Here is a 25,585-nt window from a genome sequence, read left to right as displayed (position 1 = left end):
CGCTGTCCGCGATCGCCGCTGTGTAGTCGGGGAGTGTGGCGGCCGAGGTTTCGCTGATTCGGGGGTTATTCCCGGATATGACGTCGTTGAAGCGGACGGTAGCGGTGAAGTGGCTCTTCGCGATTCACAGTGCGTTGATCCGGTCGCGGAGTTGCCCGGAATGGATCAGTGACCTCAAGATGTAGTGGTCCAGATTTCGGAACCCCAGTGCAATGCCGCGCAGGTGCTCTAGCCTCCCGTTGACGGCTTCGACGGGCCCGTTCGACGCTCCGACGTCGAAATACGCCAGGATATCGGCCCGGCGCCGCCACAACGTGCGCCCGAACTGCGCCAACTCCTCCAAGCCCTTCGGGAGTCCTTTACGCAGCGTGTCGATCAATCCGGCCATCAACTTCTTGCCCTGTGACTTGTCCGGATGGCCGTACGCGGCGATGAGATCCTGGTAGAAACCCCAGGTGACCTGCAAAGCGACGTAGTCATCGTCGGTGGCGCACAGCAGGTCCAGCCGTTGTTTCTGCCGGTCGGTGAGATAGTTCGTCCTGGTCATCAGGCTCCGGCGGTGCTTGTACAACGGGTCATCCTTGCGTCCACGCCGACCGGTCGTCTCTCGTTGGAGGCGCTGCCGACACCCAGTGAGTTTCTCGGCGGCCAGGTGCACCACATGGAACGGGTCCATCACCTTCGTCGCCGCGGGTAAGGCGTGGTCCACGGCGGTGGCGTAGCCGGCGAAGCCGTCCATCGTGACGACTTCTACTTGCTCGCGGAAACCAGGGTCACGCTCGTTGAGCCAGGTTCGTAGAACCTCGGCACTGCGCCCGGGCCGCATGTCGATCAACCGCGCTGGCCCGCGCCCATCGACCAGCGGGGTCAGATCCACCAGCACCGTGACCATCGAGGAGGGCTCGCCCGGCCGGCGGGTGTGTTTCCACACGTGCTCATCGACACCTAGTATCCGCACGTCAGCGAGGTGATCGCCGGAGTCGTAGACAAGGTTGCGGCACGCCTGCACCGCGATCTTGTTGACCAGCTGCCACCCGACACCTAGGGCCTTCGCTGTCGCCGAGACACTCATGCGGTCGATGGCGAGGCGTTGCAGGATCCAGCGAGTCACCCGCCGGGTCAGTTTCGACCCGTCGTCAGCACAAGCCAGTGAAGCTTGGAAGATTCTCCGGCTGCAGGCATCGTTGGGGCAGGTGAACCGCGGGACACGGACGTGAAGTCGCGTCGGGAAGCCGACGACCGGCAGGTCCACCAGCTGTCGGGTGACGTGATCTCGCAACACACCTGCATGTTTGCAGCCAGGACACCGGTCGTCGACGGCCACCGGGGCGGCGTCGATGGCGGTGAACGGGCCGGCATCGGCGGCGTCGGTGATGGTCAATCCGATTTCTTCCGGTGCGGCGTGAAAAGTGTCAGCGACGAGGTTGCCAGTAGTGTGCACTTCTAGGGTCCTGGTTCGGTTCAGATGATGGCTTTGGCCTTCCCCGCAAATCGTGGACAGGTAACTAAGCTGCCTCGGGTGCCTCAGCAGCAGGTTTGTTGAACAGATTCATCTCGAACTCCACCGGCGGTACATACCCCAGCGACGAGTGCAGCCGTCGACGGTTGTAGACCACCTCAATCCACCGGGCGACAGCCTGGCGTGCCTCGGCCCGGGTCGACCAGGTGTGCCGGTCGTAGAATTCGGTTTTCAACGTGGCCCACACACTTTCGGCCATCGCATTGTCCCAGCACACCCCGGTTCTACCCACCGACTGCAGCACCTGCAGATCCTGGCACACCCGGTGCATCTGCTCACTGGTGAACTGGCACCCACGATCAGCGTGGAACACCACGTCATCGGGCAGTTCCCCGCGTAGCGTGTGTGCCATGCGCAGGGCACGTTCCACCAGGTCAGTGTGCATGTGGGTGTCCATCGCCCAGCCGATGATCCGTCGGGAGTGCCCGTCGGTGACCGCTGCGAGGTACACCCAGCCTTCACCGGTGCGAAGGTAGGTGATGTCGGAAATCCAGCACCGGTCGAGCCCGCCCTGGTCCCAGCCGCGCCTGACCCGGTCAGGGATCGTATGGGCCTCGACACCAGGCAGGGTGGTCACCGGGGTGAACTTCTTGGGGCTGATGCCCTCCAAGCCCTGACGTGCCATGGATCTCGCCACGGTCTTCACATCAACCTGTGTGCCCTCCCGGGCCAGCTGGGCATGCACCCTGGGAGCGCCGTAGACCTCGTCGGACTCGATGAACACCGTCCGGACCTTCGCGTCGAGGTCGTCGCGCTCACGGCGCTGTGGGCCGGGCTGTCCGGCCTGTCGTGCTACCCAGGCGTAGAAACCGGACCGGGACACTCCCAGCAGACGTGCCATACGCTTGACCTCGTAATTCGCCTTCTCCTGCACCATCAGTTCATACCGTTCTGCGGTGGTTGCTTGGCAGCGAAGAAGGCTGCCGCTTTTCCCAAAAACTCGTTGTCCTTCTTCACGTCAGCGAGTTCGCGGCGCAGTCGTTTGAGTTCGGCGCGTTCATCCAGATCCAGCTCGCCGGTGGGCTCACCGGCCTGGTCGGCGTGTTCGGCGGCGACCCATTTACCTAGCGTCTGGGCGCCGACGCCGAGTTCACGGGCGACTTCGGCGATAGTACGTCCGGTGTCGATGACCAGTCGGGCGGCTTCGTGTTTGTACTCGGGGCTGAAGGTTCGTCGTGGTCGCTTGCCGGCGGTGTGGTCGGTCATAGTGACATCCTCTCGTGCGGGACGGGGCCCGCTAAATCGGGTGTCCACTCAACGAGGGTAGGGCCAGCTTCGCAACTCTCATCTTGTACCGGCCAGGGCCTCTATATGTTGTGCCACACCGCATCGGCCCCACCCTCAGCTATGCACTCCGTATCGCGAAGAGCCATCAAATGGGGGAATGTCGCGCTCGGTTCAATTTCGATGTATCTTCAAACTGTCCTGCGCCTACGGTGGCGAGACGAGGAATTGTCTGACGGAATTCCTCAGGGAACTATTTCTGTACGAAAGGCACTTCAGTGGAGAAGAACAGCACGGCGGGAAAGCGCAAGATCAGGCGGGCGGCCCTGGCCGTCGTCGCGGCATGGAGCGTCGCCGTCGCCGGCACCGTGGTGGTCAGCCCGCAGGCGCAGGCGGCCCCGGCCCGGAACCTGGTCACCTTCGGTGACTCCTACATGTCCAACCCCACACCCGCCGAGGCCGTCGGCGCCAAGGTCCGCTCGGCCGCCGAGAACGCCGGCATCCCGCTGGACAACCCGGTCACCGCACCGCTGGGCCAGTACACCGCCCACGGTTGCGGTCAGTCGCCGTCCAACGCCCCGCGTCAGATCGCCCGGATGACCGGCCTGACCGTCAACGACTACTCCTGCCCCGGTGCGATGGCCTACTCCACCGGCACCCCGGCGATGACGCTGCGCGGCGAGGTCGACAACGCCCTGGCCGACCGGGCGCTCAACGCCCAGACCAGCAACGTCGTCATCCAGTTCGGCTTCAACGACTCCTACAGCTGGCTGTTGGGCAAGGTCATGGCCAACGGCCTGCCCGACACCTACCTCAACCTGCAGCAGCGCTACGCCGAGCAGAAGGTCCTGTGGGACCGGGCGATGAACGACGCGATCAACCGGATCAAGGCCGCCGCCCCCAACGCCCGGGTCACCATCGCCAGCTACCCGACGATCTCCAAGCCCGACACCGCCGAGCAGTGCCTGCTGCACGTCGAGATGATCCCCGGCGACATCGGCATCCCCGCCTTCTGGATCCGTGACGCCGAGGTCAACATCAGCAACTGGTCCAAGGCACTGGTCGCGGCACGCGCCCGCGACAACGTCGTGCTCGCCGACCTGCGCGGTGCGACCGCCGGCCGCGGCGAGTGCGCCCCCGACAACGTCCGGCTGATCGCCGGGGTCATCGACACCACCAACCGCTCCGGCTACAACCTGCCGGTGCACATGACCAACTGGGGCGTCACCCGGTCCGCTGAGGTCATCGCAGCGACCTTCTGACCCCGCTCACCACGCAACACCCCACCCCTCCCGAGACCTCCGGCCCCACCCCGGGGGTCTCGAGCACTGAAAGGATGCAACATGCACAAGCACGGAACCCACGTGTCGGCCCGCACACAGGTCACCCAGATGATCGACTCACTCAAGCCCCTGGTCAAGGCCGGAGTGCTGCGCACCGGTGGGCCTAAGGAGTCCGCCGGACTCATCGGCGCGATGGGTAACTGGGGCATGTCCCTGGCCGCCCTTGCCGAGATGGGCGCGACGTCGTTCCCCAAGCGCACCGCCCTGATCGACGACCGCGGCGCGATGAGCTTCACCCAGCTGCGCGACGACGCCCGCGCCCTGGCGCGCACCCTGCGCAGCTACACCACCGAAGACGGGCAGGACGTCTCGTCGATCTCGGTCATCGCGCGCAACAGCCGCGGCCTCGTCCTGCCGCTCATCGCCGCGGCCTACCTCGGCGCCGAGGCAAAGATCCTCAACCCCGGGTCCTCGCTGTCGCAGTTGCAGGACATCGCCCGCGAGTACCCCAGCGACGTGACCTTCATCGACGCCGAGTTCGGCGATGTGCTCGCCGAGCTCAACGCCGACAACAAGATCGCCGTCGCCGAAAGGTCCGGCAGCATCCAGGACACCGAAACGCTCGAGTCGCTGATCGGTGCAGGACGCGGTGAGTACCGCCACGTCGCACTGCCGCAGCGTCCCACCCAGGCGTCCACCGTCATCATGTCCTCGGGCACCCGCGGGGTGCCCAAGGCGGTCGTGCTGCCCGTCCCGCGCACCCCCAAGGTGCTCGGCAGCATCCTGGAGCGCATCCCGTTCCGCTCCGGTGACGTCATCCAGCTGTCCGTGGGCATGTTCCACGCCTGGGGCTGGCTGAACCTGCACATCTCCATGGCCACCGGCTCGACCCTGTTGACCCGCCGCTGGTTCGACGTGGACACCGAGGTCGCCGACATCACCACCCACAAGGTCACCGGCATCGTCTCCGCCGCGGTGTACCTGCGTCAGGTCCTCGCCGGCGTCAACGACGGCAACGTGGACGTCACCGGCGTGCGCTACATCGTCTCCGCCGGCAACGCCATCGCCCCTGAACTCGTCGTCGAGCTCAACGAGCGCTTCGGCGACCGGACCGGCGTGGTCCACAACTTCTACGGCTCCACCGAGCACGGTCAGATCACCCTGGCCACCGCCGCCGACATGGTCACCGACCCCACCACCGCCGGACGCCCCGGCCCCGGCGTGCGCCTGGAGATCCTCGGCGACGACCTCACGCCGCTGCCGGACGGCCAGACCGGCGTGATCTACTCGTCGAACTCCATGACCTCGCTGGGCTTCCTGTCCGACAAGGACTCCGGCGACGTGGTCGACGGCATGCTCTCCACCGGTGACAAGGGCTACATCGACGCCGACGGCAAGCTCTACGTGTGCGGTCGCGCCGACGACATGGTCATCCGCGGCGGCGAGAACATCCACCCCCGCGTCATCGAGGAGTTCCTGCTCACCCTGCCTCAGATCGACGACGCCTTCGTCATCGGCCACCAGGACGACGTGGTCGCCACACTCAACGCCTTCATCGTCCTGTCCGCCGAGTCTGCTGAGGTCACCGACGACGAGCTCAACGCCGCGGTACTCGCCGGGGTCAACCAGTTCTGCTCGCTCGACAACATCGTCCGCCTCGACGACCTGCCCCGCAACGACTCCGGCAAGGTCGTCCCGCGCCTGCTGCCGTAGGTCGCCGACAAGGCCGACAACGCCTCCTAGCCAACAACGAGAACAAGGAGAACACCATGTACTACTCCAACGGCAACTACGAGGCCTTCGCCCGCCCGCGCAAGCCCGAAGGCGTCGACGACAAGCACGCCTGGATCGTCGGCACCGGCCTGGCCGGGCTGGCTGCGGCGACCTTCCTGATTCGCGACGCACAGATGCCCGGCGCCAACATCCACCTCATCGAGGAACTCCCGCTGGCCGGTGGCTCCCTCGACGGTGAAGAGCGCCCCGACATCGGTTTCATCACCCGTGGTGGTCGCGAGATGGAGAACCACTTCGAGTGCCTCTGGGACATGTACCGCTCGATCCCGTCGCTGGAGATCCCCGGTGCGTCCTACCTCGACGAGTACTACTGGCTCGACAAGGACGACCCGAACTCGTCGAACTGCCGGCTGATCCACGACCGTGGCAACCGGGTGCCCACCGACGGGGACTTCACCCTCACGGAGAACGCCCAGCTCGAGATCGTCAAGCTGGTCACCGCCTCCGAGCACACCCTCGAAGGCCGCACCATCGAGGACTACTTCTCCGAGGAGTTCTTCGCCAGCAACTTCTGGTTCTACTGGGCCACGATGTTCGCCTTCGAGAAGTGGCACTCGCTGATCGAGATGCGCCGCTACGTGATGCGGTTCATCCACCACACCGGCGGCCTGCCGGACTTCACCGCCCTGAAGTTCAACCGCTACAACCAGTACGACTCCATGGTCCGGCCCATCCTGGCCTACCTGCTCGATCACGGCGTCGACGTGCGCTACGGCACCACCGTCACCGACATCGACGTCACCATCGACGGTGCAGGCGACAGCGAGAAGAAGATGGCCACCGCTCTGCACTTGGCCACCGCCGAGGGCGGGCAGACCGTGGAGCTGGGCGCCGAGGACTACGTGTTCGTCACCAACGGGTCGATCACCGAGTCCACCACCTACGGTTCACACCACACCGCGGCACCGGTGACCACCGAGCCCGGTGGGGCATGGGAGCTGTGGGAGAACCTCGCGTCGAAGTCGCCTGACTTCGGACGCCCGGCGGTGTTCTACAAGAACCTGCCGGAGAAGAGCTGGTACGTCTCGGCCACCGCCACGGTCAAGGACGCCCGCGTCGAACCGTTCATCGAGCGGCTCACCCGGCGCTCGTTGCACGACGGCAAGGTCAACACCGGTGGCATCATCACCGTCACCGACTCCACCTGGCTGATGAGCTTCGCGGTGCACCGCCAGCCGCACTTCACCTCCCAGAACCCCGACGAGACCGTGGTGTGGATCTACGCGTTGTACTCCGACGTCGACGGCGACTACGTGAAGAAGCCGATCGTGGAGTGCACCGGCGAGGAGATCACCCAGGAGTGGCTCTACCACCTCGGTGTGCCGGTCGACCAGATCGACGAGCTGGCCACCCAGACGTCGATCAACACCAACCCGGTGTACATGCCGTTCATCACCGCGTACTTCATGCCGCGGCGTGCCGGCGACCGTCCTGCCGTGGTGCCGCAGGGCTCGGCGAACCTGGCGTTCATCGGCAACTTCGCCGAGTCGCCCTCGCGCGACACGGTGTTCACCACGGAGTACTCCGTGCGTACCGCCATGGAGGCCGTCTACACCTTCATGAAGGTCGACCGTGGCATCCCGGAGGTCTTCGGTTCGGTCTACGACCTGCGTGAACTGCTCAAGGCCACCTACCACCTGCGTGACCGCAAGAGCTTCGACGAGCAGCCGGTGACCACGAAGTTCAAGCTGCCGGTGCCTGGTTTCGTCAAGGCGAAGGTGCGCGCGAAGCTGGACGGTGTCCTGCACGGGACCTGGATCGAGGAGCTGCTGCAGGACTCCGGTCTGCTGAAGCGCTGACCAGTTCCGCCGCGCGTGCCGGGCGGCGTACCCTGAGCCCCGGATCACCGGTCACGGTGATCCCCGGCTCGTAGAAGGAGGTGCGCCAGATGCCCGAGGGCGACTCCGTGCTGCAGCTGTCCAACCGCATGCAGTGGATGACCGGGCGGACCGTGACCCGGAGCGACATCCGCGTGCCCCGGTTCGCCACGAAGGACCTCACCGGACGCAGCGTCCGGCGTGTGTGGCCCTACGGCAAGCACCTGTTCATCGACGTCGGCGGGCGCGTTCTGCACACCCACCTGAAGATGGAGGGTGTGTGGTCCATCCACGCCGCCGGCGCGCGCTGGCGTCGGCCCGGGCACACCGCCCGGGTCGTCCTGCGCTTCAGCCCGCAGCATCCCGGTGGCCCCGAGATCGAGACCGTGGGCCACAGCCTCGGCTTCGTCCGGCTCTTCGACATCGACGAGTACCCGCAGGTCGTCGGACACCTGGGCCCCGACATCCTCGCGCCCGACTGGGCATCGGCGGGTGGACGCGACGACGCCCTGGCCCGCGTCCTGACCCGGCCTGAGCGCAGCATCGGTGCCGCGCTGCTTGACCAACGCAACGTCGCCGGCATCGGCAACGAGTACCGGGCGGAGGTCTGCTTCCTCGGCGGGGTCGACCCGCGCCGACCGGTGGGGCAGGGGCAGGACGCTGCGAGCACCGCCGCGCACCTGCTCGACCTGTCGCGCACGGTGATGTGGGAGAACAGGCTGGAACCCCGTCGGCTGTTCACCGGTGACCGACGTCCCGGCATGGGCAACTACGTGTTCGGCCGGGCGGCGAAGGCCTGCCGACGTTGCGGCACCCCGGTGCTCAAGGGTTTCCTCGGCGGGGTGGACGCCGGCGGCGACGACGGGGAACTCGAACGGGTCATCTGGTGGTGCCCGGTCTGCCAGCCGCAGTGAGGTTGTCCTGAAACCCCACTCAGATGGTGGCCATCGGGAGGTGGACCAACATCCGCGTGGGGTTCTGGGGACAACTCCGGAAGAAGGCATCGGAAGTTGTCCACAGTTTTCGGGGACTGTGGGGGCAGGGTGGACCGGGCGGCGGGGCTGGTGTCTACTTCGGTGCACGGCTGACACCGGGGGAGAGGACCACACCGATGGGGAAGAATACGCGGGCACAGGGACGGGGGCCCGCCTACACCTGGCGGGTGATGCCGGGCATCATTCCGCAGGCCAGGGCCGAACTGAAGGCCGCCGGAAAGGTGACCGACTGGAAGCTGCGCCACCACTACCGTGCCGTGGCACACGGGGTGGTGGTGCCACGTGACGCCGGGACCGGCCATGACAACAGCGGCGGATTCGGGGTCGACATCGTCACCCGCGCTCGGGCCCAACACCTCGTCCAGCCGGAGGCCGTGATCGGCGGATGGGCTGCCGCCGCGCTGCACGGGCTGCGTCCGGACTGGGCCGACCACGCGCCCGTGTTGATCCACATGGGGAGCAAGCATCGCCTGTCTGCGGTGACCGCCGAGGCGGTGAGTACACCCCTCCGACCCGTGGTCCAGCCACTGCCGGCGACGATGGCGACTACCTGTCCGGACCCGCATTTCCCGCAGATGCGAGTCGTCACCCCGGCATTTGCTGCGGCACAGTGCCTGTGGAGCATCCTGACCGGCCGGCACACCTGGTGGGTGGACGGCGTCCCCGGCCTGACCTGGGAACAGGTCCGTGCTGTGCAGTTCATCGACGCCTTCGCGCAGTGCACCTGGATCACCCGTGACGAGATTCTGGCTGCGGCGAAAGGCATGGTGAACAGGCGTGACCTCGCACCCGTGCTGGCGTTGTCGGACGATGGAGCGCAGTCGCCGATGGAGACCACGATGCGGCTGATGGTCCGGGACCTGCTGCCGGCACCCCACCGGTGGGTCTCCCAGGTGAGGGTCGACCTGGAACGGGGAGCGCACTCCGGCTGGACCGCCCGGACGCTACCTGACCTGGGGGTTCCGGAACTCAAGGTGGCGGTCTACTACGACGGCGCCCACCACGACACCGCGCAGCAGACGGACGTGGACTTCGACCAGTTCCACACGCTGCGGGACCTGGAGTGGGAGGCGCTGAGGTTCAACAAACGCCATCTACGGTGTCCCGGCGATCTACGCGAACAGGTGAGCAACGTCATCGGCAGGGCGATGGCGGCGCTGGAGGCCCGGACATCCTGAAACCCCCCCGCAGATGGTGGTCACAAGGAGTTGGACCAACAATCGCGTGGGGTTCTGGGACAGGTGGCGAAAGTCCGGTGACTAGCGCTTCCGGTTGCGCAGCACGTGGCGCAGCAGGGAGTCGGTGGAGGGGTCGCCGGTGTCTACGTCGGAGGAGTCGGTGTTGGTGCTCAGCAGCGGCAGCAGCTCATTGGCCTGCTTCTTGCCGAGCTCCACGCCCCACTGGTCGAAGCTGTTGATGCCCCACACCACACCCTGCACGAAGCAGATGTGCTCGTAGAGGGCGATCAGCGCGCCGAGGGTGCGCGGGGTCAGCTTGTCCGCCACGATCGTGGACGACGGACGGTTGCCCGGCATCACCTTGTGCGGGATCAGATCCTCGTCCACACCGGCCTCACGCAGCTCCTCGGCGGACCGGCCGAAGGCCATCACGCGCGACTGGGCGAGGAAGTTCGACAGCAGCATGTCGTGCATGCTGGTCTCCCCGTCGGAGCCCTTCTGGTCGGTGTGGGGGTTGACGAAGCCGATGAAGTCCGCCGGGATCAGGTGCGTGCCCTGGTGGATCAGCTGCATGAAGGCGTGCTGGCCGTTCGTACCGGCCTCGCCCCAGTACACCTCGCCCGTCTCGGCGGTGGTCAGTTCCCCGTCGAGGCGCACGGACTTGCCGTTGGACTCCATCATCAGCTGCTGCAGGTAGGCGGGGAAACGGCCCAGGTCCTGCGAGTAGGGGAGCACCACGTGGGACTGCGAGCTGAGCACCGAGGTGTACCAGACACCGAACAGGCCCATGAGCACCGGCGCGTTCATCTCCAACGGCTCGGAGTAGAAGTGGTTGTCCACCTCGTGGAAGCCGGCGATGAACTCCATGAAGTCACGCGGGCCGATCGCCGCCATCAGGGACAGGCCGATCGCCGAGTCCACCGAGTAGCGTCCGCCGACCCAGTCCCAGAAGCCGAACATGTTGCGGGTGTCGATGCCGAACTTCTCCACCTCGTCGGCGTTGGTGGACACCGCGACGAAGTGCTTGGCCACCGCGTCCTTCGACGCGGCTTCGTCGGAGGTGTCGACACCGGTGCGCTTGAGCCCGTCGAGCAGCCAGCGCCGGGCGCTGTGCGCGTTGGCCAGGGTCTCGGAGGTGGTGAAGGTCTTCGAGGAGACCACGAACAGCGTGGACTCCGGGTCGAGCCCGTCGAGCGTGGCGGTGATGTCCGCCGGGTCCACGTTCGACACGAAGTACGGGGTGATCCCGGCGGTGCAGTACGGACGCAGCGCCTGGGCCGCCATCGAGGGGCCCAGGTCGGAGCCGCCGATGCCGATGTTCACCACGTTCTTGATGGTGTGGTTCGTGGCGCCACGCCAGTCACCGCTGCGCAGCGCCTTGGCCAGACCGCGCATGCGGTCCAGGGTGTGGTGCACGTCCTCGGCGATGTCCTGCCCGTCGACGGTGAGGTCCTGGTCGATCGGCACGCGCAGGCCCGTGTGCAGCGCGGCACGGTCCTCGGTGGTGTTGACGTGCTCACCGTTGAACAGCGACTGGCGGTAGTTCTCGATCCCCTTGGCGCGCGCCACGTTGAGCAGCAGGCGCACCGTGTTCTCGTCGACGAGGTTCTTCGAGAGGTCCACGTGCAGCGGGCCGACCTCGAAGGTCATGTCGCCGGCACGTCCCGGATCGTCCTGGAACAACTCCTTCAGGGTGGTGCCCTTGAAGCGGGTCGCGTGGGCGACGAGGGCCTGCCACTCCGGCGTCTTCGTCACGGGGGTGGGGTTCGGGACGGTGAAAGTCACAGGTGTCGCCCTTTCGAGAATCCGGTGTGTCTTGTCAGTTCACCGCCCACGGTAGCGGAAAACCGGTTGCCCGGCGGGGCGTCAGGGGGTCAGTTCGGGGTGAGTGCGGCGAGCACCGCGTCCTGCAGGAGCCCGTTGGACGCCACAGCGGAACCGGCGTACGGACCCGGCGTGCCGTCGAGGGCGGTGAAGCGTCCTCCGGCCTCGCGCACCAGGACGTCCAGCGCGGCGAGGTCCCACAGGTTGACCTCGGGTTCGGCGGCGACGTCGACCGCACCCTCGGCGACGAGGCAGTAGGACCAGAAGTCGCCGAAACCGCGCAGGCGCCAGGCGGCGTCCGTCAGCGCGATGAGGTCGTCGCGGCGTCCGACCTTGTGCCAGCCCTCCAAGGAGGACAGGGAGATCGAGCAGTCCGCCACGTCCGACACCTTCGACACACCGATCCGGCGTGCCTCGCCGGTTCCGAAGGTGGACCAGGCGCCCATGTCCGCCGCCGCCCACCAGCGCCGCGACAGGCCCGGGGCGGAGACCACGCCGACCACCGGGGTGCCGTCGACGACCAGGGAGATCAGCGTGGCCCACACCGGCACGCCGCGAACGAAGTTCTTCGTGCCGTCGATCGGGTCGATGACCCACTGGCGGCCGGTGCGTGCGGCGTCCCCGCCGAACTCCTCACCGAGCACGTCGTCGTCGGCGCGGCGGGTGGCGAGCACCTCGCGCAGCCGGCGTTCCACCTCGGTGTCGGCGTCGGAGACGGGGGTCAGGTCCGGCTTCGTGGAGACCTGCAGGTCACCGGCGCCGAAGCGGTCCATCGTGACGGCGTCGGCGGTGTCGGCCAGGTGCAGGGCCAGGGTCAGGTCGTCGGCGTATGCGCTCATGCGCCCAAGGATAGGGACTCCACGACCGCCTCGACACTGGAGGGTGCCCCGGCGACCGACCACAGTCGCCCGCCGGCGCTGACCCGCTCGCAGCGTCCTCCCGCGCCCTCGATCAGCGCGCGGCCCGGCAGCAGGTCCCACGGCAGGACGCTGTGCTGGAACCAGCACGCGCCGTTGCCGGCCGCCACGCCCGCCATGTCCACCGACGCCGAGCCGTTCCAGCGCACCGTCGCGAAATCGCCCACGACCCTCGTGAACACCGCGTTGAGCTCCGGGTTGGTGATGTCGGTGGGGTGCAGGTAGCCGCTGAGGCAGGACTGCTGCGGCGCGAGGTCCGGCAGCGTGCCCACCGGGGCGCCGTCCAGCGTGGTGGGGATGCCGGGGCCGCCGAACCACGTGTAGCCCATCGCCGGACGGTGCACCGCGCCGAAGTGCAGCCGCTCCGGATCCTCCGGGTCGCCGTCGACCAGCGCCAACGCCGAGCACCAGTAGTCCGAACCGGTGGTGAAGTTGTACGTGCCGTCCACCGGGTCGATCACCCACGTGCGCCCCGACTCCGACGGTGCGGAGGCGCCCTCCTCGCCGAGCAGGCCGTCCTGCGGACGCAGCGTCCTGAGCACCTCGGCGACGAAACCCTCCGCCGCACGGTCGGCCTCCGTCACCACGTCCGACACCGAGGTCTTGAACTCGGTGGTCAGCCCCGCCTCGCGCATGCGCCAGGCCAGCCGGCCGGCGTTGTAGACCAGGGCCTGGGCGAGGGTGCCGTCGTCGTCCCGGTCGTGGGAGATGATGAACGTCTTCGTGATGGCCTGCAGGGCGTCCGCCGGGATGGGTGAGTTCATGCCCACTATTGTGCACCCGGTCCGCCCGGGGTGCAGCCCCTGGGGTCCGTGGCGGGTGAGTACAGTGGACGACCATGCAGCCCGATGTGATCTCCGCGATCGACGACCTCGACTCCACGCTCACCACCATCGAAAAGGTGCTCGACCTGGACGAGATGGAGTCGCGTTCCCGCGAACTCGAGGACCAGGCCGCCGACCCCTCCCTGTGGGACGACCCCGACCACGCCCAGCAGATCACCAGCCAGCTCAGCCACGTGCAGGCCCGGTTGAAGAAGGTCCGTGGCCTGCGCGACCGGCTCAACGACCTGCCCGTGATGTACGAGATGGCCGAGGAGTCCGAGGGCGACGAGGCGGCCGAGGCCACCGAACTGGCCGACGGCGAACTCTCCGACCTGCGCGAGGAGATCGAGTCCCTCGAGGTCACCACCATGCTCTCCGGCGAGTACGACTCCCGTGAGGCCGTGGTGAACATCCGCTCCGCCGCCGGTGGTGTGGACGCCGCCGACTGGGCCGAGATGCTCATGCGCATGTACACCCGCTGGGCCGAGAAGTCCGGGCACAAGGTCGAGGTCTACGACATCTCCTACGCCGAGGAGGCCGGGATCAAGTCCGCCACCTTCGTGGTGCACGGCGACTACATGTACGGCACCCTGTCGGTGGAGCAGGGCACCCACCGCCTGGTGCGCATCAGCCCCTTCGACAACCAGGGCCGCCGCCAGACCTCCTTCGCCGAGGTCGAGGTGCTGCCCGTGGTGGAGACCTCCGACCACGTCGACATCGACGACAACGACGTGCGCGTGGACGTGTACCGCTCCTCCGGCCCCGGCGGGCAGTCGGTGAACACCACCGACTCCGCGGTGCGGCTGACGCACATCCCCACCGGCATCGTGGTGACCTGCCAGAACGAGAAGTCGCAGATCCAGAACAAGGCCTCGGCCATGCGCGTGCTCGCCGCGAAACTGCTGGAGCGCAAGCGCCAGGAGGAGGCCGCTGAGCTGGACGCGCTGCGTGGCGACGGCTCGAACTCCTGGGGCAACCAGATGCGCTCCTACGTGCTGCACCCGTACCAGATGGTCAAGGACCTGCGGACGAACTTCGAGGTCAACGACCCGTCCAAGGTGCTCGACGGCGGCATCGACGGCCTGCTGGAGGCCGGTATCCGCTGGCGTATGGCCGAGCAGCAGGGCGAGGGGAAGTAGCGCCTGCGGCTGGTGGGTGCGGCTGGTGGCTGTGTCTGGTGGGTGTGGCTGGTGCATGTCATCTGACTCATGCCCCAGGTAGATTTCCGCCCGTTTTCCGCCCTGGGGCATGACTCAGGTGACATGTCCGCCGGCATGCGGCCTCATGTGGCACCGGGGACATCCGGGGGCACCTGTGGACACCTGGGCCCCCGCTACGCACCCCCGGTATGCGGCTTATAGGAGGGTCCCTTTTTTGGCCCGGGTGTATTAGTGTCGGATGAATGACGGCTGGCACGACAGGTGTAGGGATCGGCTCAGGCGAGAGCCGGGCGGTCCTCCGGTTGCGGGGCGGCGGGCTCTCGCAGTGGACCTGGCGGGGGAGGCGGATGCTCGAGGGGTACGGCGGCCCCGGGGAACCGGACACCCCACCCCTGTCGGCGAACCTCGTCCTCGCGCCGTGGCCGAACCGGACCCGCGACGGGGTCTACGACTTCGACGGGCGCCGTGAACTGGAGGTCACCGAACCCGACAAGAACACCGCCATCCACGGCTTCGTCTCCGACCTGGAGTGGACCGTGGCGGAGCGGTATCCCGACTCCGTCCGGCTCTCGGTCGAGCCGGGCCCGCAACCGGGGTGGCCGTGGCCGGTGCACCTGTCGGTGCTCTACCGGGTCGGGGAGGACGGCCTGGAGGCGCACGCCACCCTTCGCAACGACGGTGACACCGACATGCCCGCGGCACTCGGGTTCCACCTCTACCCCTCGGCGCTCGGCGCCGACACGGACACCTGCTCGCTGCGTGTGCCGACCCACCGCGTCCTGCCGCTCGACGGGCGGGGCCTGCCGGACGGTCCGCTGCAGGACGACAGCGACGTCCTGCCGGACGCGGTGACACCGCTGGCGGGGCACGTGCTGGACCACTGCCTGCGTATCGACGACGGTGCGCAGGACGTGCCGGACTGCGCGGGCGCGCGCGTCGTCCTGCACCGTCCCGACGGTGCGGGCGTGGCGCTGACGACGTCGCCGGAGCTGCACTGGATCCAGGTCTTCACGCCCGACGACTCTACCGGGCAGCCCTACCCGGGCCGCCCCGGTGGGCGGGCCGTGGCCGTGGAACCGATGACCGCACCGCCGGACGCGCTGAACTCCGGCACCGACCTCGTCCGCCTGCCGCCGGGGGAGGCCCTGACCTGCTCCTGGCGGCTGGACGTGCTCACCCCCTGAACGACCCTGAAACTGACGTTTCTCCACCCCGATCAGCCCGCCTGATCCCGACCAGAAAGCGACTCTCTCATGGAGACCGCACCCAACGTCCTCCGGCTCGACGCGAGCTGGGTGGACTACGCGCTGGTGGCCCTGTTCTTCGTCTTCGTCCTCGGCATCGGCTGGGCCGCGAAGCGCAGGGTCTCCAGTTCCATCGACTTCTTCCTCTCCGGACGTGGACTGCCCGCCTGGGTCACCGGCCTGGCGTTCGTCGCGGCGAACCTCGGCGCCGTCGAGATCATCGGCATGTCCGCCAACGGTCTCGAGTACGGCCTGCAGACCATGCACTACTTCTGGATCGGCGCCGTGCCGGCCATGGTCTTCCTCGGCATCGTGATGATGCCCTTCTACTACGGCTCGAAGGTCCGTTCGGTGCCGGAGTTCATGCGCCGCCGGTTCGGCAACGGGGCACACCTGGTCAACGCGATCTCCTTCGCCGTGGCGCAGCTGCTCATCGCCGGTGTGAACCTGGTGCTGCTGGCCAAGGTGGTCAACGCGCTGCTCGGCTGGCCGCTGTGGATCACGCTGATCGCCGCGGCGCTGATCGTGCTGTCCTACATTACCCTCGGCGGGCTGTCGGCCTCGATCTACACCGAGGTGCTGCAGTTCTTCGTCATCGTCGCCGCGCTCGCCCCGCTGACCATCATCGGGTTGAACCGCGTCGGTGGCTGGGGTGCGCTGCGTGAGCAGGTGCAGGACTTCCAGAACCACGCGTGGCCGGCGCAGGAGCTGTCCGGGTTCAACAGCCCGGTGTTCTCCGTGATCGGCATCGTGCTGGGCCTGGGCTTCGTGCTGTCCTTCGGCTACTGGACCACGAACTTCGTGGAGGTGCAGCGGGCGATGGCGTCGGACTCGATCAGTGCGGCGCGCAAGACCCCGATCATCGGCTCCTTCGTGAAGCTGTTCATTCCGTTCATCGTGATCATCCCCGGCATGATCGCCGGCGTGGTGGTCTCCGCCTACGCCGAGGGCGGCGACGCCGAGCCGAACGACGCGATCCTCTACCTCATGCGCGACCTGCTTCCCACCGGACTGCTCGGCGTGGCCATCGCCGGCCTGCTGGCCTCGTTCATGGCCGGCATGGCGGCGAACATCTCCGCCTTCAACACCGTGTTCAGCTACGACCTGTGGCAGACCTACGTGGTCAAGGAGCGCGAGGACGGCTACTACCTCAACGTGGGTCGTTGGGCGACTGTGGGTGCGACCGTGATCGCCGTGGGCACCGCGCTGATCGCGAACAACTTCGGCAACGTCATGGACTACCTGCAGACGTTGTTCGGCTTCTTCAACGCCCCGCTGTTCGCCACGTTCCTGCTCGGTATGTTCTGGAAGCGCATGACCCCGCACGCCGGCTGGTCCGGCCTGGTCGCCGGTACCGCCGCGGCGATCATCTTCTGGTCGCTGTCGCTGGGCGCCGACCCGCTGGTGAACCTGCCCGGGCAGGGGACCGCGTTCGTCGCCGCCGGCCTGGCGTTCGCCGTGGACATCATCGTCTCCGTGGTCGTCACGTCCTTCACGAAGCCGAAGCCGGACAAGGAACTGGTCGGTTTCGTGAAGTCGGTGACCCCGAAGGCGATGCTGGAGGACCCGGTGGAGAAGACCCTGCCGTGGTACCGCCGCACCGTGCCGCTGGGTGTGCTGGCGCTGGTGATCGCCGTGGTCCTCAACGTGATCTTCCACTGACTTGTACTGACCTGAACTGAAAGGAGAACACCATGTCCGCGAATACCACTGATACCGCCGGCGCCACTCCCATGACCGACCCCGCTGCACCGGCCACCCACCGGGCGGGGGCCTTCGACATCCGGACGGTCACCGCGGCCCTGCTGGGGATCTACGGCGTCGTCCTGCTGCTGGTCGCCGCCTTCATGGACCCCGGCGTGAACCCGGACACCGGCGAGGCGAAGTCGATGACGGACAACGTCTGGGCCGGCATCGCCCTGATCGTCGTCGCCGGCGCCCTGGTCCTGTGGGCCCGGCTGAACCCCGTCGTCGTCGACGAGTCGCTCATCGACGAGGACAAGCTCCCCGGGGCCGACGACTGATGACCGACCACCCCATGGCGATCACGCCCACCCACCTGGCCGACGGCCGCGAACTGATCTACTTCGACGACGACCCGGACGACCCGGACCTCCTCGCCGGACGCACCACCCGCGAACTCCACGACCCCCGGGACCTGCCCGGCTCGGTGACGGAGTCGGAGATGCGCCGCGACCCGCTCACCGGGCAGTGGGTCACCTACGCCGCGCACCGCAACAACCGCACGTTCATGCCCCCGGCGAACGAGAACCCGCTAGCCCCGACCGCCCCGGGCAACCTGCCGACGGAGATCCCCGCCGACGACTACGACGTGGTCGTCTTCGAGAACCGGTTCCCGTCGTTCTCCACGAGGATCGTGATGCCGGACGACCCGGCGGACTACCCCTGGCACGTGGACGGTGAGGAGCTGGTCCCGCGGCGTCCGGCGGCCGCACGCTGCGAGGTCATCTGCTTCACCCCGGACTCCTCGCTGTCGTTCCGCGACCTGCCGCTGAGGCGAATCCGCACGGTCGTGGAGGCCTGGACCCACCGCACCGCAGCGTTGTCCCAGGTCGACGGGGTGCTGCAGGTCGCCCCCTTCGAGAACCGGGGTGAGGAGATCGGGGTCACGCTGCAGCACCCGCACGGGCAGATCTACAGCTACCCGTTCCTGCCGCCGCGCAGCCGCCAGATCCTGGAGCAGGCGCGTGCCCACCGCGCGGCCACCGGCGGCGACCTGTTCGACGACGTGCTCGCCGCGGAGCGTCGGGCCGGTACGCGGGTGATCGCCGACGCCGCGTCCACCGGCGGTTTCACTGTCTACGTGCCGGCCGCGGCGAAGTGGCCGGTGGAGGTGATGGTGGTGCCGGAGCGTCCCGTCGCCGACTTCACCGGGCTGACCGAGCAGGAACGCGCCGCACTGCCGGGCGTGCTCAAGGCCCTGTACACCGCGGTGGACCGCTACTTCGAGGGCGTGGACCGTACCCCCTACATCGCCGCCTGGAACCAGGCGCCCGTGCAGTCCCGGCTGACCGGGGAGGACGAGTCGCTGCGTGGGGAGGGGCGCCTGCACCTGCAGCTGTTCTCCCTGATGCGCTCGCCGAACCGGATGAAGTACCTCGCCGGCTCGGAGTCCGCCTTCGGCGCGTGGATCAGTGACACCACCCCGGAGGCCGTCGCCGAGCGGCTGCGCGCGGTTTGGCCTGACGAGAAGGAGACCGGCTCATGGTGACACCGGACTGGTGGACCACCCGCGACGAGCAGCAGCTGGCCGACGACGCGCAGGCGCTGTTCAATCAGCACTTCGGTTACGGTACTTGCGAGGGCGTGTGGGCCGCGCCCGGGCGGGTGAACCTCATCGGCGAGCACGTCGACTACGCCGGCGGCATGTCCCTGCCCTTCGCGCTGCCGCAGAACACCGCCGCCGCGGTGGGACGCAGGACGGACGGGGTGCTGCGCCTGGTGTCGGTGATGCCCGGCACCGAGGGCACGCAGGATGCGCAGAGCACCGAGATCGCCCTGTCCGACATCGGACCGGGTAACCCGGCCGGGTGGGCCGGTTACGCCGCCGGCGCGGTGTGGGCCGGACTGCAGGACGGGGTCATCCCCTCGTGCGAGGGCCTGGACATCGCCCTGGTCTCCGACGTCCCCCTGGGTGCCGGGCTGTCCAGCTCCGCGGCACTGGAGTGCTCCGTCGCCCTGGCGGCCTATGAATTAGCCACCGGCCACTCACCCGACAGCGCGGCGCTCGAGCGCCTGGTCACCGCGTGCATGCGCGCGGAGAACGAGGTCGTCGGCGCGTCCACCGGTGGGCTCGACCAGCGCAGTTCGCTCTACGGACGCTCGGGCATGGCCCTGGCCGTCGACTTCCTCGACGGCTCCGTCGAGCTGGTGCCCTGCGACCTGGCGGCGGCGGCGGGCCTGGCGTTGCTGATCATCAACACCAATGCGGCGCACCAGCTCGCCGACGGCCAGTACGCCTCGCGCCGCGGCGTGATCGACGCGGTCTCCGCCCACCTCGGCGTGGGCACTCTCGGCGAGATCCTGCAGGACGCCGCGGCGTCCTCCCGACTGCCGGACGAGGTGCGCGCCTGGTCGGCGACGCCGCAGGCCCACGCGCTGCTCGGCGGGAGTGACGGCGGGGATACCGCGCAGCGCCGCGTCCGGCACGTCGTCGAGGAGATCCGGCGCACCCGCGACGAAGCGGTGCCGGCGCTGCGCGACGCCGGTGCGTCCGGAGAGATGGGTGGGCTCGGTGAGCTCGGTGAGCTGATGAACGCCAGCCATGCCAGCCTGCGCGACCTCTACGAGGTCACCGTGCCTGAACTCGACGGCGCCCAGGAGGCAGCACTGGCCGCCGGGGCGCTCGGCGCGCGGATGACCGGTGGCGGCTTCGGCGGCAGTGTCATCGCCCTGGTTCACCGCGAGCAGGTCGAGGTCGTCGCCGAGGCGGTGGACGCCGCCGCCCGCGACCGAGGTTTCCCGGCGCCGACGTTCTTCGTGGCTGCACCGTCCGACGGGGCACGTCGGATCCGGTGATGTCGAACCCCTCTTGCCCGGTACGAGGGGCTGTGCCATGATCGGGGTGCCCCGAGGGAGATGCTGCGGGCACGAACCAGTTCGAGTCAGCAGAAGTCAGAAGATTTTCCGGAGAGGGGAGCGGCCATGAAGGCGACGCATCGCGCACAGCATCAGTTTTGGCTGCTACCCGACCACCGCTGACTCCGACCCACATTTTCCCGGGCGGGGCATCGGTGCCCCCGTCCGGACGAGTTCCTCAGCGAACCCTCTTTCAAGTCTCTCGACGTGTGCCCGCCGATGCTGCCGCCCCTTTCACCAGAAAGGGACCACCATGTCCAGTAGACACGTCGACACACCGGGAGTGACGCTCCAGGAGAACAAGCTCCTGAGCTTCGCCTCCGACGTCGACGACAACACGCTCGAGCAGGCGCGCCAGATCGCCGGGCTGCCCTTCATCTTCCCGCACGTCGCGCTGATGCCCGACGCCCACTTCGGCAAGGGATCCTCCGTCGGCACCGTCTTCGGCACCGAACGCGCCGTGATCCCCGCCGCCGTCGGCGTGGACATCGGCTGCGGGATGATCGGTGTGCGCACCGCATTCACCGCCGACGACCTGGTAGGACACGAACTCACCGACCTGCGCGACGCCATCGAGGGCGCCATCCCGCTGTCCCCCGGACGCTACAACGGCTGGGTGCTCGGCGGCACCGCCGAGGCACGCACCCGCGAACTCGCCGACCTCGCCGAGACCACCGGCGTGGACCTGGGGCACTCCAAGAAGTGGCGGCAGCAGCTGGGCTCCCTCGGCGGCGGCAACCACTTCATCGAGCTCTGCCTCGACGAGGAGGAGCGTGTGTGGATGTTCCTGCACTCCGGCTCGCGCGGGGTCGGCAACAAGATCGCGCAGAAGCACATCAAGACTGCGCAGCGGCTGATGCGGAAGTTCTGGGTGCAGCTGCCCGACGACGACCTCGCCTACCTCCCCGAAGGAACCCCCGAATTCGACTGTTACCTGCGTGAACTCGCCTGGGCGCAGCGCTTCGCCTGGCTGAACCGCGAGGAGATGATGGACCGCTTCTCCCGCCTGCTCGGAGAGTGGATCGGCACACCCGTCGAGGAGACCGAGCGGATCAACTGCCACCACAACTACACCGTCAAGGAAGAGCACTACGGAAGGACGGTGTGGCTGACCCGCAAGGGTGCCGTGCGTGCGGACGAGGGTGTGAAGGCGCTGATCCCCGGGTCGATGGGCACGGCGTCCTACGTGGTCGAGGGACGCGGCTTCGCGCCGGGACTGCGCTCGGCGCCGCACGGCGCAGGACGTCGCTTCTCCCGCACGCAGGCGCGCAAGCGGTTCAGCGCCGACGACCTGGACGCCCGGATGGACGGCATCGTCTACCGTCCGGGCGACGCATTCGTCGACGAGATCCCCGACGCCTACAAGGACATCGACGTGGTCATGGCCGACGCCGAACCACTGGTGCACGTGCTGCACAAGCTGCGCCAGGTGATGAACGTCAAGGGGACGTAGGCGCACCCGTCACGAAACCCCGAGCGATTGGTGGTCTCCGGGATGGAGACCACCGATCGCTCGGGGTTCTGGGACAAGGGGCCCCGCGCTACGAATCCTGCCGGCAGCCCCAGCCCTACATCACTACGGCGTGGTGCCGTGGATGTAGCCGAAGCGGTGCTCGGTGGTGGTGACGGCCTGCTCCAGCAGCATCGGCAGCAGCTCGCGGCGTCCGTCGGGGAGGACCGGCTGGTCGAGGACGACCGAGCCGGAGCGCGCGGCGGCCTCGTACAGGTTCTCGTCCACGTCGCCGAGGGTGCGGATCCGCACGCTGGGCTGCACACCGATCTCGGCGGCGAACTCCATGTCGGAGACCATCCGGATCCGGTTGGCCAGCTCGCCCATCTCGGAGGTCACCGACGGTGCGGCGGACACCTCGAGCTTCGTGCCTGTCACCGAGGCGCCGAGGTAGAGTCGCAGCAGGTCACGCAGGTTCGCGTTGGCCCCGATGCGCACGCGCAGCGGTTCCAGCAACGGCCGGTAGCGGAATACGTTGGATTCCACGACCAGGGCGGTGCGGTCGTGCTCGATGCCGAACTCGGAGGTCCACGCCTGTGCGTCGGACTCCGCGGCGCGGCGCAGCCAGCGGTGGTCCTCCTCGGTGAGCACGGGGTGCGCCATGCCGTGGAACTCGCGCAGCATCTGGGTGATCGCGGTGGACACGCTGCCGCTGTGCAGGGCGCTGATGTCGCCTTCGGCCCAGTGGCCCTGCTGGGCGACGTAGTTCGGGCCGCCGGCCTTCGCACCGCTGCCGATCGAGGACCCCTTCCAACCGCCGAAGGACTGGCGCTGGACGATGGCGCCGGTGATGCCGCGTTCCACGTACACGTTCCCGGCCTCGACGCGGTCGCGCCAGAACTCGGTCTCGTCCCGGTCGATGGTGTGCAGGCCGGCGGTCAGCCCGTAACCCGTGGAGTTCTGCCACTCGATGGCCTCCTCCAGGGTGTCGGCGTGCATCACGCCGGCGACGGGGCCGAAGCACTCGTGGGTGTGGAACCAGGCGCCGGGACGCACGTTGTCGCGCAGCCCGGGGGTCCACAGCGTGGCGTCCTCCGCGGTGCCGTTGAGCGGTTCGGGCTTGACCAGCCACTTCTCGCCCTTGTCGAGCTTGGTCAGTCCGCGCAGGAGCTTGTCGCCGGCGGGCTCGATGATGCCGTTCATGTCGGTGGCGAGGTCGTCGCCGGGGCCCACACGCAGGGACTTCACGGCGTCCACCAGCTGGCCCATGAAGCGCTTGGACTTGCCCATCGACCCGACGGTGATGATCAGCGACGCCGCGGAACACTTCTGCCCGGCGTGGCCGTAGGCGGAGGCGAGGACGTCGGAGACCGCCAGGTCCGGGTCGGCCGCCGGGGTGACGATGATGGCGTTCTTGCCGGACGTCTCGGCGTTGATCGTCATCTGCGGGTCCCAGGAGCGGAACATGCGGGCGGTCTCGGAGCCGCCGGTGAAGATCACCGAGTCGATGTCCTCGTGGGAGACCAGGCGCTTGCCGGCCTCGCCCTCGTCGGCGTTGACGAGCTGCAGCATGTCCTCGGTGACACCGGCCTCACGCAGCGCCTCGACGAAGACCTCGGCGATGCGCAGGGTCTGCGGGGCGGGCTTGATGACCACGCAGGCTCCGGCGGCGAGGGCGGCCATGCAGCCGCCGACGGGGATGGCGATGGGGAAGTTCCACGGCGGGACGACGGCCACCGTGCGGTAGGGGGTGAACGTGGAGCCGCGGTGGCGGTCGATCTTCCGCGCGGACTCGGCGTAGTACCGGCAGAAGTCGATGGCCTCGGAGACCTCGGGGTCGGTCTCGGAGACGGTCTTGCCGGCCTCGTGGACGGCGGCGGCGATGAGCCGGTGACGGTTGTCGGCCAGGGCGTCCGCGGCGCGGTCGAGCACCTCGGCGCGCTCCGCGCCGCTCTTCGCGGCCCACGCCTCGTGGGCGTCCAAGGCACGCTGGACGGCGGCGTCGACGGTGGCGGGGTCGGTGACCTCCTCGCTCACGGTCGGGCCCGGGTCGGAGGACGCGTCGACGATGCGCGCGGCCCACTCGCGGTTGGCGGGCAGGTCGGAGTCGGTGTCGGGCTCGTTGACGAAGTTGCCGGGGACGCTGGCGGAGCTGGTGCCGGCCTTGGCGCGGGCCTCCTCGGTACGGTTCTGCGTCCGGCGCGGTCCGGCGTCGGTGGACCACCGGTCGCGCACGGCGGCGAGGTAACGCTCGCGCTGACCCTCCATGGGGGTCATGCCGGTCTCCTCGTCGTCCTCGGGGGTGAACATGGCGTAGAGGAAGTTCTGCTTGGCGCCGTTCTCCTCGAGGCGGCGCACGAGGTAGCTCACCGCGACGTCGAAGTTCTCCTTCTTCACCACCGGTGTGTAGAGGATGACCTCGCCGATCACGCTGCGCACCGCCTCGGCCTGGGCGGGGGCCATGCCCTGCAGCATCTCGGCGTCGATCTGGTCCTCCACGCCGCGCTCCACGGAGAGCTCGTGGGCCAGCGCCATGTGGAAGACGTTGTGCGTGGCCACACCGATACGGATCACGTCGGAGTGCTCGGGGCGCAGCACCCAGTCGAGCAGCCGCAGGTAGTTGGCGTCCACCTCGGCCTTCGTGAGGTAGGGCGTCTGCGGCCAGTCGTGGAGCTCGGCGTCCACCCGCTCCATCGAGAGGTTCGCGCCCTTGACGATGCGAACCTTGATCTTCGCACCGCCACGCTCCCGACGCTCCTGTGCGAACTCGGTGAGCTGACGCAGCGCGTCGAAGGAGTCCGGCAGGTAGGCCTGCAGGACGATACCCGCCTCGATCTCCAGGAACTCCTCCTCGCCGAGCAGCTCGGTGAAGATGCGCAGGGTGAGGTCGAGGTCCTTGTACTCCTCCATGTCCATGTTGATGAAGGGGTGCGTTGAGCGCTTTAGCGACTCGCGGTACAGCGGACGCAGGCGCTCCTTGAGACGCTCGGTGGATCCGTCGAGGTCCCAGTGGTTGAGCTGTGAGACCACCGCGGACGGCTTCACGCTGATGTAGTCCACCTTCGGGTTACGCACCAGGTCGATGAGGTCGTCGCGACGGCGCACCGCCTCGTCCTCACCGAGGACGGCCTCGCCCAGCAGGTTGATGTTGAGCCGGAACCCGGCGTCGCGCGCCTCCTCGAGCATCTTGTCCATCGTGCCGCTCTCGGCGTCCAGCACCAGGTGGCCCACCACGGAGCGCAGGTAGGACCGCGCAATGGGCATCACGATCTGCGGCAGCAGCGGGGCGGCGATGGACCCGGCGGTCATGAGGATCTGGTCGATCACGCCGAGGAACCCCGGCACCGGAGCCTGACGCTTCACCGGGTGGGCGATCTTGGCGAACTCGTCGGCGGCGACCTTGTTGTCCTCCGGACGTGCGACGCGGTCGACGAAGCTGAAGGTGAACTCCACACCACTGGGCTCGTGGACCATGTCCGCGAGCTGCTTGGTCGACTTGCTGGTCTCCTCGACCTGCAGCCAGGTGTCGGCGAGACCGAGGGACCGCTTGACCACGGCCTCCACGTCGTCGGCCTTCTCCGGACGGGTGGTGGCGGTGGACGGTGAGTTGTTGGATGACACGCGTGTTCTCCTGACGGGGCCGTGGTTCTCGGTCCACCGGCCCCGGGGTCGGGTACGGGATCGGGTTCAGGGTCGTGAGGTGGGTTCAGCAGGTCCGGGCGGGCGGACGGTCACCGACGGGACGTAGGCCGGTCGG

The 25,585-nt window shown here is 68.0% G+C and carries 18 protein-coding genes; 12 read left to right on the top strand and 6 right to left on the bottom strand.

Annotated elements, in window-relative coordinates:
* Positions 1-124: 124 nt before the first annotated feature.
* Together ACT3UN_RS11515 and ACT3UN_RS11510 are read right to left on the bottom strand one after the other, a co-directional pair.
* The gene (locus ACT3UN_RS11515) at positions 125-1,441 is read right to left on the bottom strand and encodes an ISL3 family transposase (protein ID WP_444657130.1); all 1,317 of its coding nucleotides are present in this window, start codon (positions 1,439-1,441) and stop codon (positions 125-127) included.
* A 64-nt stretch (positions 1,442-1,505) separates the two neighbouring features.
* Positions 1,506-2,725, bottom strand: a protein-coding gene (locus ACT3UN_RS11510; protein WP_141657168.1) for an IS3 family transposase whose coding sequence is annotated in 2 segments (ribosomal slippage) — positions 1,506-2,440 and positions 2,440-2,725 — 1,221 coding nt in all. Because the reading frame shifts where the segments join, the coding sequence is not laid out codon by codon here.
* A 296-nt stretch (positions 2,726-3,021) separates the two neighbouring features.
* On the opposite strand from ACT3UN_RS11510, the gene ACT3UN_RS11505 reads away from it, so the two are divergent.
* The 5 genes from ACT3UN_RS11505 (at position 3,022) to ACT3UN_RS11485 (ending at position 9,810) form a co-directional block, all read left to right on the top strand.
* A complete protein-coding gene (locus ACT3UN_RS11505) occupies positions 3,022-4,005 on the top strand; it encodes a GDSL-type esterase/lipase family protein (RefSeq protein WP_444657129.1) in 984 nt (327 codons plus the stop codon).
* Positions 4,006-4,086: 81 nt separating this feature from the next.
* The gene (locus ACT3UN_RS11500; protein ID WP_444657128.1) at positions 4,087-5,739 is read left to right on the top strand and encodes an AMP-binding protein; all 1,653 of its coding nucleotides are present in this window, start codon (positions 4,087-4,089) and stop codon (positions 5,737-5,739) included.
* A gap of 56 nt (positions 5,740-5,795) precedes the next feature.
* Positions 5,796-7,619 carry an oleate hydratase gene (locus tag ACT3UN_RS11495; RefSeq protein ID WP_444657127.1) on the top strand — a complete coding sequence of 608 codons (1,824 nt, stop codon included), beginning with the start codon at positions 5,796-5,798 and terminating at the stop codon, positions 7,617-7,619.
* 89 nt (positions 7,620-7,708) lie between these two features.
* Complete coding sequence (locus ACT3UN_RS11490; protein WP_444657126.1) at positions 7,709-8,551, top strand: DNA-formamidopyrimidine glycosylase family protein; 843 nt, start codon at positions 7,709-7,711, stop codon at positions 8,549-8,551.
* Between the two features lie 197 nt (positions 8,552-8,748).
* A complete protein-coding gene (locus ACT3UN_RS11485) occupies positions 8,749-9,810 on the top strand; it encodes a DUF559 domain-containing protein (RefSeq protein ID WP_444657125.1) in 1,062 nt (353 codons plus the stop codon).
* A gap of 81 nt (positions 9,811-9,891) precedes the next feature.
* On the opposite strand, the gene pgi is transcribed toward ACT3UN_RS11485, so the two are convergent.
* From pgi to ACT3UN_RS11470, 3 genes are all read right to left on the bottom strand, one after another.
* Positions 9,892-11,595: a glucose-6-phosphate isomerase gene (gene pgi, locus ACT3UN_RS11480; RefSeq protein ID WP_441578969.1), complete on the bottom strand. Its 1,704-nt coding sequence runs from the start codon at positions 11,593-11,595 to the stop codon at positions 9,892-9,894.
* 89 nt (positions 11,596-11,684) lie between these two features.
* Positions 11,685-12,473, bottom strand: coding sequence for an inositol monophosphatase family protein (locus tag ACT3UN_RS11475; protein WP_301443109.1), 789 nt, complete (start codon positions 12,471-12,473; stop codon positions 11,685-11,687).
* Entirely contained in the window at positions 12,470-13,315 is an 846-nt protein-coding gene (locus ACT3UN_RS11470; RefSeq protein ID WP_444657124.1) for an inositol monophosphatase family protein, read from the bottom strand. The genes ACT3UN_RS11475 and ACT3UN_RS11470 overlap by 4 nt, the downstream gene beginning before the upstream one ends.
* Before the next feature lie 74 nt (positions 13,316-13,389).
* Between ACT3UN_RS11470 and prfB the strand changes: the two genes are divergently transcribed.
* The 7 genes from prfB to ACT3UN_RS11435 all read left to right on the top strand — a co-directional run bounded on the left by prfB (position 13,390) and on the right by ACT3UN_RS11435 (position 21,831).
* Positions 13,390-14,514 (top strand): peptide chain release factor 2, encoded by a 1,125-nt coding sequence (prfB, locus tag ACT3UN_RS11465; protein WP_301443107.1) that lies wholly within the window; start codon positions 13,390-13,392, stop codon positions 14,512-14,514.
* Positions 14,515-14,777: 263 nt separating this feature from the next.
* Entirely contained in the window at positions 14,778-15,719 is a 942-nt protein-coding gene (locus tag ACT3UN_RS11460; RefSeq protein ID WP_444657123.1) for an aldose epimerase family protein, read from the top strand.
* Positions 15,720-15,788: 69 nt separating this feature from the next.
* Positions 15,789-17,441, top strand: coding sequence for a sodium:solute symporter family protein (locus tag ACT3UN_RS11455; RefSeq protein WP_301443105.1), 1,653 nt, complete (start codon positions 15,789-15,791; stop codon positions 17,439-17,441).
* Positions 17,442-17,473: 32 nt separating this feature from the next.
* Entirely contained in the window at positions 17,474-17,803 is a 330-nt protein-coding gene (locus tag ACT3UN_RS11450) for an LPXTG cell wall anchor domain-containing protein (protein ID WP_301443104.1), read from the top strand.
* A 14-nt stretch (positions 17,804-17,817) separates the two neighbouring features.
* Positions 17,818-19,011 carry a galactose-1-phosphate uridylyltransferase gene (gene galT / locus ACT3UN_RS11445; RefSeq protein ID WP_444657175.1) on the top strand — a complete coding sequence of 398 codons (1,194 nt, stop codon included), beginning with the start codon at positions 17,818-17,820 and terminating at the stop codon, positions 19,009-19,011.
* Entirely contained in the window at positions 19,005-20,318 is a 1,314-nt protein-coding gene (gene galK, locus ACT3UN_RS11440; protein WP_444657122.1) for a galactokinase, read from the top strand. Before galT ends, galK begins: the two co-directional genes overlap by 7 nt.
* Before the next feature lie 313 nt (positions 20,319-20,631).
* Complete coding sequence (locus tag ACT3UN_RS11435) at positions 20,632-21,831, top strand: RtcB family protein (protein ID WP_444657121.1); 1,200 nt, start codon at positions 20,632-20,634, stop codon at positions 21,829-21,831.
* Positions 21,832-21,954: 123 nt separating this feature from the next.
* On the opposite strand, the gene ACT3UN_RS11430 is transcribed toward ACT3UN_RS11435, so the two are convergent.
* Positions 21,955-25,449: a bifunctional proline dehydrogenase/L-glutamate gamma-semialdehyde dehydrogenase gene (locus tag ACT3UN_RS11430; protein ID WP_444657120.1), complete on the bottom strand. Its 3,495-nt coding sequence runs from the start codon at positions 25,447-25,449 to the stop codon at positions 21,955-21,957.
* Positions 25,450-25,585: the final 136 nt, after the last annotated feature.

The sequence above is a fragment of the Corynebacterium sp. AOP12-C2-36 genome (genome assembly GCF_052379185.1).
Classification (GTDB): Bacteria; Actinomycetota; Actinomycetes; order Mycobacteriales; family Mycobacteriaceae; genus Corynebacterium.
Note: the sequence above shows the minus strand (reverse complement) of the source record. Positions and strands in the feature narration are given on the sequence as shown.

Bases quoted from the DNA above. Each gene is read 5' to 3' on its own strand.
- ACT3UN_RS11460 (WP_444657123.1), top strand. From the start codon at position 14,778: ATGACGGCTGGCACGACAGGTGTAGGGATCGGCTCAGGCGAGAGCCGG.
- galK (WP_444657122.1), top strand. From the start codon at position 19,005: ATGGTGACACCGGACTGGTGGACCACCCGCGACGAGCAGCAGCTGGCC.
- ACT3UN_RS11490 (WP_444657126.1), top strand. From the start codon at position 7,709: ATGCCCGAGGGCGACTCCGTGCTGCAGCTGTCCAACCGCATGCAGTGG.
- ACT3UN_RS11470 (WP_444657124.1), bottom strand. From the start codon at position 13,315: ATGAACTCACCCATCCCGGCGGACGCCCTGCAGGCCATCACGAAGACG.
- ACT3UN_RS11475 (WP_301443109.1), bottom strand. From the start codon at position 12,473: ATGAGCGCATACGCCGACGACCTGACCCTGGCCCTGCACCTGGCCGAC.
- galT (WP_444657175.1), top strand. From the start codon at position 17,818: ATGGCGATCACGCCCACCCACCTGGCCGACGGCCGCGAACTGATCTAC.
- ACT3UN_RS11485 (WP_444657125.1), top strand. From the start codon at position 8,749: ATGGGGAAGAATACGCGGGCACAGGGACGGGGGCCCGCCTACACCTGG.
- ACT3UN_RS11435 (WP_444657121.1), top strand. From the start codon at position 20,632: ATGTCCAGTAGACACGTCGACACACCGGGAGTGACGCTCCAGGAGAAC.
- ACT3UN_RS11500 (WP_444657128.1), top strand. From the start codon at position 4,087: ATGCACAAGCACGGAACCCACGTGTCGGCCCGCACACAGGTCACCCAG.
- ACT3UN_RS11450 (WP_301443104.1), top strand. From the start codon at position 17,474: ATGTCCGCGAATACCACTGATACCGCCGGCGCCACTCCCATGACCGAC.
- ACT3UN_RS11455 (WP_301443105.1), top strand. From the start codon at position 15,789: ATGGAGACCGCACCCAACGTCCTCCGGCTCGACGCGAGCTGGGTGGAC.
- ACT3UN_RS11495 (WP_444657127.1), top strand. From the start codon at position 5,796: ATGTACTACTCCAACGGCAACTACGAGGCCTTCGCCCGCCCGCGCAAG.
- prfB (WP_301443107.1), top strand. From the start codon at position 13,390: ATGCAGCCCGATGTGATCTCCGCGATCGACGACCTCGACTCCACGCTC.